Annotated in this window: 14 protein-coding genes; 12 read left to right on the top strand and 2 right to left on the bottom strand. The window is 61.5% G+C overall.

The window, feature by feature from the left end; genetic code table 11:
• The first annotated feature begins 20 nt into the window (after nt 1–20).
• The 3 genes from dapA to ACTJLB_RS09790 all read left to right on the top strand — a co-directional run bounded on the left by dapA (nt 21) and on the right by ACTJLB_RS09790 (nt 2991).
• Nucleotides 21–947: a 4-hydroxy-tetrahydrodipicolinate synthase gene (gene dapA / locus ACTJLB_RS09800; protein WP_440783135.1), complete on the top strand. Its 927-nt coding sequence runs from the start codon at nt 21–23 to the stop codon at nt 945–947.
• A 124-nt stretch (nt 948–1071) separates the two neighbouring features.
• Nucleotides 1072–2211, top strand: coding sequence for an outer membrane protein assembly factor BamC (gene bamC, locus ACTJLB_RS09795; protein ID WP_440783134.1), 1140 nt, complete (start codon nt 1072–1074; stop codon nt 2209–2211).
• Between the two features lie 6 nt (nt 2212–2217).
• Entirely contained in the window at nt 2218–2991 is a 774-nt protein-coding gene (locus ACTJLB_RS09790; protein ID WP_020065535.1) for an MBL fold metallo-hydrolase, read from the top strand.
• Nucleotides 2992–3109: 118 nt separating this feature from the next.
• Here the strand turns inward: ACTJLB_RS09790 and ACTJLB_RS09785 are convergent, their stop codons facing one another.
• Nucleotides 3110–3808 carry a Bax inhibitor-1/YccA family protein gene (locus tag ACTJLB_RS09785; protein ID WP_440783132.1) on the bottom strand — a complete coding sequence of 233 codons (699 nt, stop codon included), beginning with the start codon at nt 3806–3808 and terminating at the stop codon, nt 3110–3112.
• A 321-nt stretch (nt 3809–4129) separates the two neighbouring features.
• On the opposite strand from ACTJLB_RS09785, the gene ndk reads away from it, so the two are divergent.
• The 7 genes from ndk (at nt 4130) to bamB (ending at nt 11862) form a co-directional block, all read left to right on the top strand.
• On the top strand, nt 4130–4555 hold the full coding sequence (gene ndk / locus ACTJLB_RS09780; protein WP_020065537.1) for a nucleoside-diphosphate kinase: 426 nt from the start codon (nt 4130–4132) through the stop codon (nt 4553–4555).
• Nucleotides 4556–4715: 160 nt separating this feature from the next.
• A complete protein-coding gene (gene rlmN / locus ACTJLB_RS09775) occupies nt 4716–5867 on the top strand; it encodes a 23S rRNA (adenine(2503)-C(2))-methyltransferase RlmN (protein WP_088174746.1) in 1152 nt (383 codons plus the stop codon).
• Between the two features lie 216 nt (nt 5868–6083).
• A complete protein-coding gene (locus ACTJLB_RS09770) occupies nt 6084–7169 on the top strand; it encodes a helix-turn-helix domain-containing protein (protein WP_440783131.1) in 1086 nt (361 codons plus the stop codon).
• 85 nt (nt 7170–7254) lie between these two features.
• Nucleotides 7255–8571 carry a flavodoxin-dependent (E)-4-hydroxy-3-methylbut-2-enyl-diphosphate synthase gene (gene ispG, locus ACTJLB_RS09765; protein WP_027775402.1) on the top strand — a complete coding sequence of 439 codons (1317 nt, stop codon included), beginning with the start codon at nt 7255–7257 and terminating at the stop codon, nt 8569–8571.
• Nucleotides 8572–8591: 20 nt separating this feature from the next.
• Nucleotides 8592–9932 (top strand): histidine--tRNA ligase, encoded by a 1341-nt coding sequence (gene hisS / locus ACTJLB_RS09760; RefSeq protein WP_087752281.1) that lies wholly within the window; start codon nt 8592–8594, stop codon nt 9930–9932.
• A gap of 78 nt (nt 9933–10010) precedes the next feature.
• A complete protein-coding gene (locus ACTJLB_RS09755) occupies nt 10011–10640 on the top strand; it encodes a YfgM family protein (RefSeq protein WP_020065542.1) in 630 nt (209 codons plus the stop codon).
• Between the two features lie 76 nt (nt 10641–10716).
• Entirely contained in the window at nt 10717–11862 is a 1146-nt protein-coding gene (gene bamB / locus ACTJLB_RS09750) for an outer membrane protein assembly factor BamB (protein WP_027775399.1), read from the top strand.
• Here bamB and ACTJLB_RS09745 read toward each other — a convergent pair.
• Nucleotides 11847–12320 (bottom strand): hypothetical protein, encoded by a 474-nt coding sequence (locus ACTJLB_RS09745; RefSeq protein ID WP_440783130.1) that lies wholly within the window; start codon nt 12318–12320, stop codon nt 11847–11849. The genes bamB and ACTJLB_RS09745 overlap by 16 nt on opposite strands.
• Nucleotides 12321–12582: 262 nt before the next feature.
• On the opposite strand from ACTJLB_RS09745, the gene der reads away from it, so the two are divergent.
• Nucleotides 12583–13920: a ribosome biogenesis GTPase Der gene (der, locus tag ACTJLB_RS09740; protein WP_027775398.1), complete on the top strand. Its 1338-nt coding sequence runs from the start codon at nt 12583–12585 to the stop codon at nt 13918–13920.
• A 143-nt stretch (nt 13921–14063) separates the two neighbouring features.
• Entirely contained in the window at nt 14064–14300 is a 237-nt protein-coding gene (gene hfq / locus ACTJLB_RS09735; protein WP_006051315.1) for an RNA chaperone Hfq, read from the top strand.
• Nucleotides 14301–14307 lie beyond the last annotated feature (7 nt).

Raw genomic sequence — 14307 nt, 5'->3', positions numbered from 1 at the left:
GATCAAATTCATGGCGTTTCATGACTAACGGCAATCAATCCGGCAACCCGCGCGGCAACGACGGCGTTCAGATTCGCGGCAGCATTCCTGCCATCATCACCCCGATGCTCGAAGACGGCAGCCTCGATCTGCCGGCATTTCGCAAACTGATCGACTGGCACGTCGCGGAAGGCACGAATGCGCTGGTCGTCGTCGGCACGAGCGGCGAGTCGGCTACGTTGTCGGTCGAAGAACACGTGCTCATGGTCAAGACTGCGGTGGAGCACACGGCGGGCCGGATTCCGGTGATCGCGGGCTCGGGCGGCAACTCGACTGCTGAAGCTATCGAACTCACGCGCCAGGCGAAGGAAGTGGGGGCCGACGCCACGCTACAGGTCGTGCCGTACTACAACAAGCCGACGCAGGAAGGCATCTATCGCCATTTCGCAAAAATCGCCGAAACGGTAGACCTTCCGGTGATTTTGTATAACGTGCCCGGCCGCACGGTCGCGGACATGAGCAACGAGACTATTCTGCGTTGCGCGCAGGTGCCGAGCATCATCGGTGTGAAAGAAGCGACGGGCAATATCGATCGGGCCGCGCATCTGATCAAGTCGGCACCGGCTCACTTCGGCATCTACAGCGGCGACGACCCCACGGCAATCGCGTTGATGCTGCTCGGCGGTCACGGCAATATCTCGGTTACCGCAAACGTCGCGCCGCGCGCCATGAGCGAACTGTGCAAGGCCGCGCTGGCTGCGGACGCAAAGACCGCCCGCGAGATTCATCTGAAGCTCCTGTCGCTGCATAAGAACCTGTTCATTGAATCGAATCCGATTCCCGCGAAATGGGCACTGCAGCAATTGGGTCGTGTGCAGGGCGGAATCCGCCTGCCGCTTACGCCGCTCGACGCGCAATACCATGAAGTGGTGCGCGGCGCGCTGCGCGAAGCGGGCCTGCTCGGTTAGGCGGCCCGTCCGCGTACCCTCGGCGCTCACCCAGTCCACTGGCATTCCCTTAACCGACGTCGATCCAGCCCACGTTCCCGGCACACAGAACCAGGCACCGCGTTCCAGCATCACGAAGGACCTCATGAAACGTTCCGCACTTTCCCTCCACGCAACCCGCATGGCGGCGCTGACGCTTGCCCTGGTGACGCTCGCCGGCTGTGACACCCTGAACGACTGGTTTGCCTCCGATCGCGTGAATTACAAAGGCGCGGGCAGTGCGCCGCCGCTCGCCGTGCCCGGCGATCTGACCACCACGCCGACCGATCAGCGCTACGTCGCACCTCCGGCTAATCTGGCGCTGGGCGGCGCCACGCAGCGCGCGGTTACGGCGGCCGGCAATTCCACGGAAGGCCAGCCGACCGCGCAGGACCCGTATGGCATGCACATCGAGCGCGACGGCGACCGCCGCTGGCTGGTGGTCGACGGCCGTTCGCCGGAACAACTGTGGCCGCAGTTGCAGGAATTCTGGCAGGAGAACGGCTTCGCGCTGAAAACCGACGCGCCGGCCACCGGCATCATGGTGACCGACTGGGCTGAAAACCGCGCCAACATTCCCGACGACTGGTTTCGCCGTACGGTGGGCAAGGTGATCGACTTCGCTTATTCGTCGGGCACCCGCGACAGTTTCCGCACGCTCGTGTCGCGTGGTCCGTCAGAGACCACCGACATTTCCGTCACGCATAGCGCGATGGAAGAGGTGTTGACGGGGCAGGACAAGACATCGTCGCGTTGGGAAGAGCGTCCGCGCGATCCGGCGCTGGAAGCGCTGTTTCTGACCAAGCTGATGCAGAAATTCGGCCTGACCGAAGCGCAGTCGAAGCAGCTGCTGACGGAGGCGCACCCGGCCACCGCGCCGGCTACGCTCGACAAGAGCGCGGGCACTTCCACGCTGGATCTTCAGGAATCGTTCGACCGTGCATGGCTGCGCGTCGGCCTCGCGCTCGACCGCACGAATTTCACCGTGGACAACCGGGATCGCGCGAAGGGCATTTACTACGTGCGCTACGCCGATTCGATGCAGGAACTGAAGAAAGAAGGCCTCCTCGGCAAGCTGTTCTACAGCGGCAATTCGTCGAAGAAACCGGGACAGGAGTTCCTCGTCAACGTGCGCCCTAAGGGTGACACGGTGACGCAAGTGGCAGTGCTCGACGCGAACGGGCAGATCGACAATTCATCCGACGCGCAGCGCATCGTGACGCTCCTGCACGCGCAACTGAACTAACGGGCTGTGCGATTCGCAAGTCTTGGCAGTGGCAGTGAGGGCAACGCACTGTTGGTGGAAGCGCAAAGCGGCGCGACCACCACGCGCGTGCTGCTCGACTGCGGCTTTTCCGCCAAGGAAGTCGAACGGCGTCTGACGCGGCTCGGTTGTAGCGCCGAAGGTCTCGACGCCATCCTGATCACTCACGAACACAGCGACCACATCGGGAGCGCGCTGACACTGGCGCGCAAGTGGTCGATTCCGCTGTACATGAGTTGGGGCACCGCCCGCGCAGTGGGCGCCGACGAGGCCAATGTCGACCTGCAAGTGCTGTGGGGCGACGAGGCTGTGGCGATCGGCGACCTGAGCGTTCTTCCGTACACGGTTCCTCACGACGCCCGCGAGCCGCTGCAATACGTGTTCTCAAATGGCGCGAGCCGCCTTGGCGTATTGACGGATGTGGGCACTTCCACGCCGCATATCAGTTCCGTGTTGAGTGGTTGCGACGCGCTGGTGCTCGAATGCAATCACGACGTGCGAATGCTTGCCGGCAGCCGCTATCCGCAATCGCTGAAGGCGCGCATCGGCGGCAATCATGGGCATTTGAACAACGACGCCGCAGCCGAAATTCTGGCCTCGCTCGATCGCTCCAAGCTGCGCCATCTGGTGGCCGCACACTTAAGTCAGCAGAACAATCTGCCGGAACTGGCGCGGGCTGCCATGGCAAGCGTGCTGGGCGCGGCGCCGACTGACGTCGTAGTGGCGTCGCAGGCCGAAGGGTTTGAATGGCTCGATTTGTGAGCGTTGCGGTGTTGCTCAACGAAAAAAGCCCATAACGAGCATTCGTTATGGGCTTTTTTCTACGGCGCGGCGGCTGGTGGAACCGAGCAATGCCGCGCCTGAGTTCGGCGCATAGAATTTAGTTGCGGTTGCCGCCGAAGATGCCGAGCAGCGCAAGCAGGTTCACGAACACGTTGTACAGGTCGAGATAGATCGCGAGCGCTGCCGTGATGTAGTTCGTCTCACCGCCGTTCACGACGCGTTGGACGTCGAACAGCATGTACGCCGAGAAAATCACGATGGCCATGACGGAAACCGTGAGCATCAAAGCCGGCAGGTGCAGGAACACGTTCGCGACGGACGCCAGCAGCAGCACGATCACGCCCATGAAGAGCCACTTGCCGAGACCGGAGAAGTCGCGCTTGCTGACGGTCGCAATGGTTGCCATCGACGCGAAAATCACACCGGTGCCACCGAAGGCGAGCATGATCAGCGACGGGCCGTTGGAGAATCCCAGCACGAAGCCAAGAATGCGCGACAGCATCAAGCCCATGAAGAACGTGAAGCCGAGCAGCACGAATACGCCGACAGCGCTTTCCTTCGTTTTCTCGATCGCGAACATGAAGCCGAAGGCGATCGCGAAGAACGCCAGCATGCTCATGGCAGGACTTGTGGCGGCGAACAGCGAGAACCCGGTGGCCAAGCCTACCCACGCGCCGAGCACTGTCGGAATCATGGACAGTGCGAGCAGCCAGTAGGTGTTTCGTAGCACGCGGTTACGCGTTTCCACCGTGCTGACCGCGCCAGTGCGGCCAAAGCTATACGGATGATCGTTCATGGTCTCTCCTTACGTCAGAAGCGTGTTGCGTGGTGGTATCAGCGGTTTATCCAGCGCTCTTGCAGTGGGCCGTGCCGGAAGCTTTTCGCCCCGGTCGCGGACTACTCGTTTCTAAGATCGGTGCGGCGGCAGGGAGTTTCAATGCCGTCAACCAACTTAAAGTGCATTAAAAAGTGCTCACGAGGCCTACGCTACCAGTATTCAGAAACTCCTGCTTTGAGCCTTTCAATGCTGTAAGGGTTCAATCGCAATCATACACGGGAACATGCTACAATAGCGGATTCATTTGAATCTGTAACCTCTTAATTTTTTGGAGTTTTTATGGCGATCGAACGCACCCTGTCGATTATCAAGCCGGACGCAGTGGCCAAGAACGTGATCGGCCAGATCTACAGCCGTTTCGAAAACGCTGGCCTGAAGATCGTGGCTTCGCGCATGGTTCATCTCTCGCGTGCCGACGCTGAGAAGTTCTACGCGGTGCACGCTGCACGTCCGTTCTTCAAGGACCTGGTCGAATTCATGATTTCGGGCCCGGTGGCCGTTCAGGTACTGGAAGGCGAAAACGCTATCCTGAAGCACCGTGACCTGATGGGTGCAACGGACCCGAAGAAGGCGGAAAAGGGCACGATCCGCGCCGACTTCGCTGACAGCATCGACGCAAACGCAGTGCACGGCTCCGACGCCGCTGAAACGGCTGCAGTTGAAATTGCATTTTTCTTCCCGCAAGTGAACGTCTACTCGCGCTAATGCTGGATTGCCCCGGCGGTTGTGCAGCCGGTTTCGTTTAGTCACACGAATCGCTGGGCAAAGTAGTAAGGTAAAAGCAGCAGGGATGGGCGCGAACGGCTTTGCGTTCATGCAGCTTGTTGCATGAACGCAGTCTCGCACTGAAATGGCAGGATTCGATATGACGAGCAGTTCCACCGTCAACCTTCTCGACCTCGACGCCCAAGGGCTCGTCGCCTATTGCGACAGCCTGGGTGAGAAGCCGTTTCGCGCCAAGCAATTGCAGCGCTGGATCCACCAGTACAACGCTGCAGACTTCGACGGCATGACCGATCTCGCGAAGTCCTTGCGCGAAAAGCTGAAAGGCCGCGCTACGATTTCGATGCCGGGCATCGTCAGCGACCATATTTCGACCGACGGCACACGTAAGTGGCTGATCGACGTCGGCAACAGCAACGCAGTCGAAACCGTTTTCATCCCCGAAGAAACGCGCGGCACGCTATGCGTGTCGTCGCAAGCGGGGTGCGCGGTGAACTGCCGCTTCTGTTCAACCGGCAAGCAGGGTTTCTCCCGCAATCTCACGACTGGCGAGATCATCGGCCAGTTGCGCATGGCCGAGTTCGCGCTGCGGGCGTCGCGCGGGGTGGACGGTGGTCGCGCCTCGGGTGGCGACGGCAAAGGTGAGCGCGTCGTCACGAATGTCGTAATGATGGGTATGGGCGAGCCGCTCTTGAACTACGACGCGGTCGTGCCTGCCATGCGCCTGATGCTCGACGACAACGCGTACGGCTTGTCGCGCCGGCGCGTGACGCTGTCGACCTCGGGCGTCGTGCCCATGATGGACCGGCTTGGCGCCGATCTGCCCGTTGCGCTGGCTGTCTCGCTGCATGCGCCGAGCGATCCGTTGCGCGACATGCTGGTGCCGCTCAACAAAAAATATCCGCTGCGCGAATTGATGGCGGCTTGCCAGCGCTATCTGAAAGTCGCGCCGCGCGATTTCATTACTTTCGAATATTGCATGCTCGACGGCGTGAACGACAGCGAAGCGCAAGCGCGCGAGTTGCTGGCGCTCACACGCGACGTGCCATGCAAGTTCAACCTTATTCCGTTCAATCCGTTCCCCGAGTCGGGCCTCGTGCGCTCGAAACAGGAACAGATCAAGCGGTTTGCACAAGTGTTGATGGACGCGGGCGTCGTCACCACGGTGCGTAAAACACGCGGCGATGATATCGACGCTGCCTGCGGTCAGTTGGCCGGTGCGGTGAAAGACCGCACGCGCCTTGCTGAGCGCACCGGGAAGGCAGCGAAGATCATTGAAGTTCGTGCCGTGTAGGTCGCAAGGGCGGCGCCTTCGGGTATTAGGGCGCGAAACGCCCGTCAATACTTTAAAGCGTCAGGCATGCCGGCGATTGAAAAGAAAGTTTGCAGAATCGATCGGAAGCGGCACATGAGGCCGCGCATTTTGTTATAAACGGTCTGCGATTCGGACATGAAGTTTGGACCGGTCCGGTCGCACGAGTGAAAAAGAATCGACGCGAAAGGATTTGGGATGAGTGAGCCGCAGCACCCGCAGCCGCAGGACACAGACACGAACGAGAGCCACCCGGCATCTGCCTCGCGGGCGGCGCTGCAGCCTGTCGTACAGCCTGTTGGTCAGCCGGGCCTCGACTCGCTTGCGGCGGTTGGCGCGCGCTTGACGCAATTGCGCGAGTCCAAGGGCTGGTCGATCGAAGACGTGTCGGCCCGGCTGAAAGTTGCGCCCGCCAAGTTGCGCGCGCTCGAATCGGGCGACATCAGCCACTTGCCGGACACCACTTTCGCTCTCGGTGTGGTGCGCAGCTACGCCAAGATGCTCGGCGCCGATCCTGCTCCGTTCACGCAGGCATTGCGCCGCGAGAAGGGTGTGGCGGCGCCGGACCTGTCAATGCCCGCATCCTCAGGCAAGGACTTGCCGCGCGGCCGGGTGTCGCTGTCGCTTGGCGGCGGTGCACAAAAAAGCCGCTCGTGGTTGTGGGGCGTGGCGGCGGTGATCGTCGCGGTGATTTCGCTCGCCATGTGGCACACCAATGGGGGCGATTCAACAGCATGGCTCGCGCGCCTGAAGGCGAGCGCGAATGGTGGGGCCGGTGGCGCCACGGGCGCGTCGGGCACTGTCGCGCAAGGTCCGGCAGCGGGTTCCGAAGCAATTTCGCAAGAGGCCGCGTCCGAGTCCGAGGCGCAGGCTGCCGGCCAGAGCGGAGCGTCGGCTACGCCGATGCCCGTGCCGCTTGCGGCCGGGACCGCGCCGGCTTCCGCGCCGCCCGTCACGGCGGCGCCTGCTGCTAGCGCTCCGGCGGTTGTCGCCGGTGACTCGACGAAGGCGGCGGCAGCATCGGCGCCGGTCGCGGGGTCCGCAATCATTGCGCTGCGCGTGACGAAAGACAGCTGGTTTAGTGTGCGCGGCAAGGACGGCAAAGAAGTGTTCTCCGGCCTCGTGCATGCTGGCGATACAAAGGAAGTGACGGGCGAGGCGCCTTTCAAGGTCACGGTTGGCAACAAGGCCGGTCTTGAGTCGTTGACGCTGGACGGTCAGCCGGTCGACCCGTCGAAATATGCGGCGGCGAAAGGCAATGTGGCGCGCTTTGCGCTGCCTTGATACAGACGGTGTGCGCCGCGGCCAACCGGACCGCGGCGCTTTTTCAATTGAGGCGTCGCATCTTTGTGTGACGCGCGTGGCGTAAATGGGTTTTTCGATGCAATCCGAAGCTCAATCCCAATCCAGTAGCAAGATCGTGTCAAACGAGCCGGTGTTCGGCGGACAGGCTGCGCGGCGCAAGTCGCACGCGGTCGACGTTCGCTGGGGCGGCCAGCTCGTCACCATCGGGGGCGATGCGCCCGTGCGCGTCCAGTCGATGACGAATACGGACACCGCCGACGCGATTGGCACGGCCATCCAGATCAAGGAGCTGGCGCAAGCCGGCTCGGAACTGGTGCGTATCACGGTCAATACGCCGGAGGCGGCCGCGGCCGTGCCGGCGGTGCGCGAGCAGCTCGACCGCATGGGCGTGTCGGTGCCGCTCGTCGGCGATTTCCACTACAACGGCCACCTGCTGCTGCGTGATTACCCCGCGTGCGCGGAGTCGTTGTCCAAATACCGGATCAATCCTGGCAACGTTGGGCACGGCGCGAAACGCGACACCCAGTTCGCGCAGATGATCGAAGCGGCGGTGAAGTACGACAAGCCGGTACGCATCGGCGTCAACTGGGGCAGTCTGGACCAGGATCTGCTCGCGAAAATGATGGACGAAAACGCAGCCCGCGCGACGCCGTGGGAAGCGCAAAGCGTCATGTACGAAGCGCTGATCCAGTCGGCCATCGGCTCGGCCGAGCGCGCGGTTGAACTCGGCCTTTCACGCAACAAGATCATTCTGTCGTGCAAGGTGAGCGGCGTGCAGGACCTGATCGCGGTGTACCGCGAACTCGCGCGCCGTTGCGATTTCGCGCTGCACCTGGGCTTGACGGAAGCGGGTATGGGCTCCAAGGGCATCGTCGCGTCCACGGCGGCGCTGTCGGTGCTGCTGCAGCAAGGCATCGGTGACACGATCCGTATCTCGCTGACCCCGGAGCCGGGCGCGTCGCGTACCGGTGAGGTGATCGTCGGCCAGGAAATTCTGCAGACCATGGGCCTGCGCTCATTCACGCCGATGGTGATCGCGTGCCCCGGCTGTGGCCGCACGACGAGCACGCTGTTCCAGGAACTCGCGTCGCAAATCCAGACGTATCTGCGCACGCAGATGCCGGTGTGGCGCGATCAGTATCCTGGCGTCGAAAAAATGCACGTCGCGGTGATGGGCTGCATCGTCAACGGTCCGGGCGAGTCGAAGCAGGCGAACATCGGTATCAGCCTGCCTGGTTCGGGCGAGAACCCGGCGGCGCCGGTGTTCATCGACGGCGAGAAGGTAAAGACGCTGCGCGGCGAAAACATTGCGCAAGAATTCCAGCAAATCGTGAGTGACTACGTCGAGCGCCGGTACGGCCGCGCCGAGGCGCTCAACTAAACATCGGCTATCGGATACAGATGACTGAACAGAAGAAAAAGCTCGAAAAGCTGTCGGGTGTGAAGGGCATGAACGACATCCTTCCGCAGGACGCCGGGCTGTGGGAATTTTTCGAAACCACCGTCAAGTCGATGTTGCGTTCGTACGGATACCAGAATATTCGTACGCCGATCGTCGAACATACGCAGCTGTTCACGCGCGGTATCGGCGAAGTGACCGACATCGTCGAGAAAGAGATGTACAGCTTCACCGACGCGTTGAACGGTGAAAATCTGACTATGCGCCCGGAAAATACGGCGGCGGTGGTGCGCGCGGCGATCGAGCACAACATGTTGTACGACGGCCCGAAGCGCCTGTGGTACATCGGCCCGATGTTCCGTCACGAGCGTCCGCAACGCGGCCGCTATCGTCAGTTCCATCAGGTCGGCGTGGAAGCGTTGGGCTTTGCCGGTCCGGACGCGGACGCTGAAATCATCATGATGTGCCAGCGCTTGTGGGACGACCTGGGCTTGACTGGCATCAAGCTCGAAATCAATTCGCTCGGTCTCGCGGAAGAACGCGCGGCGCATCGCGTGGAACTGATCGCTTACCTCGAAAAGCACATGGACGTGCTCGACGAAGACGCGAAGCGCCGTCTCTACACGAACCCGCTGCGCGTGCTCGACACGAAGAATCCGGCGCTGCAGGAGGTCGCGCAGAACGCGCCGAAGCTGATCGATTTCCTGGGCGAGGAGTCGCGCGCGCACTTCGAAGGTTTGCAGCGCATTCTCAAAGCGAACAACATTCCGTTCAAGATCAATCCGCGTCTCGTGCGCGGTCTCGATTACTACAATCTGACCGTGTTCGAATGGGTGACGGACAAGCTGGGCGCGCAGGGCACCGTCGCGGCGGGCGGCCGTTACGATCCGCTGATCGAGCAGCTAGGCGGCAAGCCCACGGCGGCTTGCGGCTGGGCAATGGGCATCGAGCGAATTCTCGAGTTGCTGAAGGAAGATAAGCTCGTGCCTGAAGACGAAGGTTGCGACGTCTATGTAGTCCATCAAGGCGACGCCGCGCGCGAGCAGGCTTTCATTATCGCCGAGCGGCTGCGCGACACCGGCCTTGATGTGATCCTGCATTGCAGCGCTGACGGCCAGTCGGCGAGCTTCAAATCGCAGATGAAGCGCGCCGACGCAAGCGGCGCCGCGTTCGCGGTGGTGCTCGGCGAAGATGAGATCGCGAACGGTACGGTCGGGGTCAAACCGCTGCGGGATACGCAGGCGAGCGGCGGTAAAAACGAGCAACAAAACGTGCCCGCCGAAGACTTGACCGAATTTCTAATCAATGCGATGGTTGCAACCGCCGAAGACGGCGACGACTGATCGCGATGTCGTCGAGCCGGTTGGTGATCGATCAGGCTCGACACGCACACGTAGCAAGAAAGAGGAAATCGCCGGGCAATGAGTTACCACGACGAACAAGAATCGATTGAAGGTCTGAAGACTTGGTGGGCGCAATGGGGTAATGCCACCACATGGATCGTGCTAGTGGCGCTGGTCGTCTCGGCAGGCTGGAACGGCTGGAATTTCTGGCAGCGGCGTCAGGCAGCGGAAGCCGCTGTGTTATATGACCAGGTGCAGCAGGCGGTGGCGTCGGGCGACAAGGCGAAGATCACGCGGGTCGCTGCAGACATGGAAGACAAGTTCAGCCGCACGGCCTACGCGCAAATGACCGCGCTTGGCGCCGCCAAGGCGCTCTATGCCGCAGGCGACGAAGCCGCGGCAAAAGCCCAGCTGCAATGGACCATCGATCACGCGAAGGACGACGAGTTCAAGCAGATCGCCAAGCTGCGGCTTGCTTCGCTGTTGCTCGACGAAAAGGCTTACGACCAGGGTCTCGCACTGCTCGCCGAGCCGCAGTCCGATGCGTTCAAAGGCATCGTCGCAAACGGCCGCGGCGATCTGCTCGCCGCTCAGGGCAAGCGTGACGACGCGCGCGCGGCCTACAAGCTCGCGCTCGAATCGCTGTCGAAGAATGACAGCTCCGCACGTCAGTTGATCCAGTTCAAGCTCGACGCGCTGGGCGGCTAAGCGCCGGGTGCGGTGCACCGCGTGCAACGACCAACCGGTCTTTCTTTAACCTATTTCCTGAATGCTTCGTCCACCGATGAATCTGCTGAAACGTTACGCTGTGCCCGTTGTCTGTGCGATGACCGTCCTCGCTCTCGCGGCATGCTCATCCACGAAAGACGAGCGCCGCGTGCCGACGCCGCTCACCGAGTTCAAACCCGTGCTCGACGTGCAGCAAGCCTGGAAGACGAGCGTCGGTAAGGCAGGTCGTTATCTGTTCTCGCCGGTTGCGGTCGGCGACGCCGTTTATGCGGCCGGCCAAAACGGCTCGGTCGCGAAGATCGACGCACAAACCGGCAAAGACATCTGGCGAGTCAAGCTGCACGACGACATTTCCGCAGGTGTCGGCAGCGACGGCACGCTGGCGGCGGTCGGCGGCCTGAAGGGCGACGTCTATGTGCTCGGCGCGGACGGCAAGCAATTGTGGACGGCCAAGGCACCGGGCGAAATCATTTCGCCGCCGCTCGTCGGCAACGGTCTGGTGGTCGTGCGTACGGTGGACGGACAGATCGTCGCATTCAATGCGCAAACCGGCGAGCAGAAGTGGAACTACCGCAACCGCGCGGTGCCGCTGAACCTGCGCGTGTCGTCGGGTATGACTTTCGCCGGCGACGCGGCTGTGCTGGCTGGGTTCCCCGGCGGTGCGTTTGCCGCGATCAATCTGCAGACGGGTGAGAACTACTGGCAAACGCCGGTTTCTTATCCGAAGGGCGTGACCGAAGTGGAGCGCATCAACGACGTGACCGGACCGCCCACGCTGGTCGGTTCGGAAACCTGTGCGGTGACGTTCCAAGGGCAGATCGGCTGTTTCGATGCGAACTCTGGCCGTGCGCTGTGGGAAAAGGCGTTCTCGAGCGCGAGCGGTCTCGCGCAGGACGACCGCGCGGTTGTCGCGGCGGACGACTGGTCGGTCGTATCCGCGTTCGACGTCACGAATGGCACGCAGTTGTGGAAGAACGACAAGCTTAAGAATCGCGAACTGGGCGTGCCGTTCATCCTCGGTCATGCGGCCGTGCTCGGCGACTACCAGGGTTACGTGCACTTCCTGTCGCGCGACGACGGAACGCTAGTCGCGCGCATGAAGACCGACGGCAGCGCGATTTCGGCGGCACCGGTGCTGGCCGGCGAGACGCTCGTCGTGCAAACGCGCGACGGCGACCTGTACGGTTATCGTCCGCGTTGATTTTGCGGGAACGCCGCCCAAGCGGGCAGGCCGGCTTTGCCGGCCGAACGCTGTTGGCGGTGGATGCAGGTGCCGTGTTCTTTGCGTTCGGCGGCGCACGTGTTGTCCCGGAAGGCGGCGTCGCAAGTCAGTAGGGAAATGGAATTCCGCCACACTGGCTGGGTCGGCGGGCCGACAAGAACGGCTGAGTGAAGTGGCCAATGAAAGTGGCCAATGAAAGCGGCCAATGAAAGCGGCCAATGAAAGCGGCCAACGGCAACGGCCGGCGAAAGCAGCCAACGAAAACGGCCAATGAAGCGGCTACAAGCAGCGGCTGAAAAACAGCGGCCGACCAACGCGGCCGAGAAACCCAGCTGCGAAAGCCACTCAGCGAAGGCGGCAAACAAAGCGGCGACCAACGGCAGCGTACAGCGGTGACGCACACGGGCCAACAGAAACGCCCAATGTGGCTTGTTCACCGCTCGCGGCGCCGTTCTTTGGCCGTTGCAAGACGGGCAGCGCAATTCGCGAGCGAACTGCCCGCAGCAAAACGAAGCCTCGTAGCCTCGCCGCGCTGCGCATACAGTCAAACCCCCGTCCGCCTCGGCGCGCATATGGACAGCGCAGCCGGGGCTGGCCGAATTCGTGATAATTTTCGTCAAACGCTGCCGTCTAGCGGCGCAATGGCGTCGCAACGCGGACGGTCGATTCCGATCCGCGTTTCACTGTGAACAACATCTGATGAAACCCGTTATTGCCCTCGTAGGGCGCCCCAATGTGGGGAAATCCACGCTCTTCAATCGTCTCACGCGTTCGCGTGATGCGCTCGTTGCCGATCTGCCTGGCCTCACACGCGATCGCCACTACGGCGAAGGGCGTACAGGCGAGCGGCCGTACCTGGTCGTCGATACCGGCGGTTTCGAGCCCGTCGCGAAAGACGGCATTCTCCATGAAATGGCGCGCCAGACGCGCCAGGCGGTGGAGGAATCGGACATCGTCGTGTTCATCGTCGACGGTCGCAATGGCCTTGCGCCGCAAGACAAGTCAATTGCCGACTACTTGCGCAAGACCGGCCGGCCGATCTTCCTCGTCGTCAACAAGGCCGAGGGGATGAAGTACAGCACGGTCGCCGCCGACTTCTACGAGCTCGGTCTCGGCGATCCGCGTGCAATTTCGGCTGCACACGGTGACGGCGTCACGGAGATGATCAATGAGGCGCTCGGCGTCGCTTACGCGGGCCAGCCCGAGGAAAGCGACGACGAGAAGGAAGCGCGCGGCGTCAAGATCGCGATTGTCGGCCGTCCGAACGTCGGCAAGTCGACGTTGATCAACGCACTGGTCGGCGAAGAGCGCGTCATCGCGTTCGATATGCCGGGCACTACGCGCGATTCGATCTACGTCGACTTTGAACGCCAGGGCAAGCCGTACACGCTGATCGATACGGCGGGCTTGCGCCGTCGCGGCAAGGTGTTCGAAGCGATCGAGAAGTTCTCGGTGGTGAAAACGCTGCAGTCGATTTCGGACGCGAATGTCGTGATTCTGCTGCTCGACGCGCGTCAAGACATTTCGGAACAGGACGCGCATATCGCCGGCTTCGTGGTGGAGCAAGGTCGTGCGCTGGTGGTCGGCGTAAACAAGTGGGACGGGCTCGATTCGCATGTGCGCGAGCGCACCAAAGCGGATCTCGAACGCAAACTAAAATTCCTCGACTTCGCCAAGTTCCATTTCATTTCTGCAGCGGAAAAAACAGGTATCGGTCCGCTGATGCGCTCGGTGGACGACGCGTACGCCGCGGCAATGGCGAAGCTGCCCACGCCGAAGCTCACGCGTGCGCTGATCGATGCAGTGGAGTTTCAGCAGCCGCGTCGCCGTGGTCCGGTGCGGCCGAAATTGCGTTACGCGCACCAGGGTGGACAGAATCCCCCGATCATTGTGATTCATGGCAACGCACTCGATGCGATCACCGAAACGTACAAACGCTACCTTGAAAACCGCTTCCGTGAAACTTTCAAGCTGACCGGGACTCCATTGCGAATAGAGTTCAGATCGTCGACCAACCCTTACGCGGACAAAGGCTGAAACCCGCATGTGCGTTGGGTTTGGCCGCTTGGGCAGGGTGCCCGCGCGAAAACGAAAATCGGCTATAGTGTAGCGGTTGACGGCGGATACCTTTTTCTTCTGTCGTCAATTTAGTCAACCTGCAAAAAAATACGGAGTTTGCTATGAGCAACAAAGGGCAATTGTTACAAGACCCGTTTTTGAACGCACTGCGTAAAGAGCATGTGCCGGTGTCGATCTACCTGGTCAACGGCATCAAGCTTCAAGGGAACATTGAATCGTTCGACCAGTACGTCGTGTTGCTCCGGAATACGGTCACCCAGATGGTCTACAAGCACGCAATCTCGACTGTCGTGCCAGCCCGTCCGGTGAATTTCCACCCGGATTCTGAACAGTCCTAAACCCCCG

This window comes from Paraburkholderia sp. 22098 (genome assembly GCF_052045935.1).
Taxonomy (GTDB): Bacteria; Pseudomonadota; Gammaproteobacteria; order Burkholderiales; family Burkholderiaceae; genus Paraburkholderia; species Paraburkholderia caledonica.
The sequence above is the reverse complement of the archived record's forward strand: the minus strand, read 5'-3'. Positions and strand labels throughout refer to the sequence as shown.

What these genes read in the sequence shown, in the direction of transcription:
- ACTJLB_RS09770 (WP_440783131.1), top strand. Translation starts at nt 6,084, where the DNA reads ATGAGTGAGCCGCAGCACCCGCAGCCGCAGGACACAGACACGAACGAG.
- ACTJLB_RS09785 (WP_440783132.1), bottom strand. Translation starts at nt 3,808, where the DNA reads ATGAACGATCATCCGTATAGCTTTGGCCGCACTGGCGCGGTCAGCACG.
- bamB (WP_027775399.1), top strand. Translation starts at nt 10,717, where the DNA reads ATGAATCTGCTGAAACGTTACGCTGTGCCCGTTGTCTGTGCGATGACC.
- hfq (WP_006051315.1), top strand. Translation starts at nt 14,064, where the DNA reads ATGAGCAACAAAGGGCAATTGTTACAAGACCCGTTTTTGAACGCACTG.
- hisS (WP_087752281.1), top strand. Translation starts at nt 8,592, where the DNA reads ATGACTGAACAGAAGAAAAAGCTCGAAAAGCTGTCGGGTGTGAAGGGC.
- ACTJLB_RS09755 (WP_020065542.1), top strand. Translation starts at nt 10,011, where the DNA reads ATGAGTTACCACGACGAACAAGAATCGATTGAAGGTCTGAAGACTTGG.
- bamC (WP_440783134.1), top strand. Translation starts at nt 1,072, where the DNA reads ATGAAACGTTCCGCACTTTCCCTCCACGCAACCCGCATGGCGGCGCTG.
- der (WP_027775398.1), top strand. Translation starts at nt 12,583, where the DNA reads ATGAAACCCGTTATTGCCCTCGTAGGGCGCCCCAATGTGGGGAAATCC.
- rlmN (WP_088174746.1), top strand. Translation starts at nt 4,716, where the DNA reads ATGACGAGCAGTTCCACCGTCAACCTTCTCGACCTCGACGCCCAAGGG.
- ndk (WP_020065537.1), top strand. Translation starts at nt 4,130, where the DNA reads ATGGCGATCGAACGCACCCTGTCGATTATCAAGCCGGACGCAGTGGCC.
- ispG (WP_027775402.1), top strand. Translation starts at nt 7,255, where the DNA reads ATGGGTTTTTCGATGCAATCCGAAGCTCAATCCCAATCCAGTAGCAAG.
- dapA (WP_440783135.1), top strand. Translation starts at nt 21, where the DNA reads ATGACTAACGGCAATCAATCCGGCAACCCGCGCGGCAACGACGGCGTT.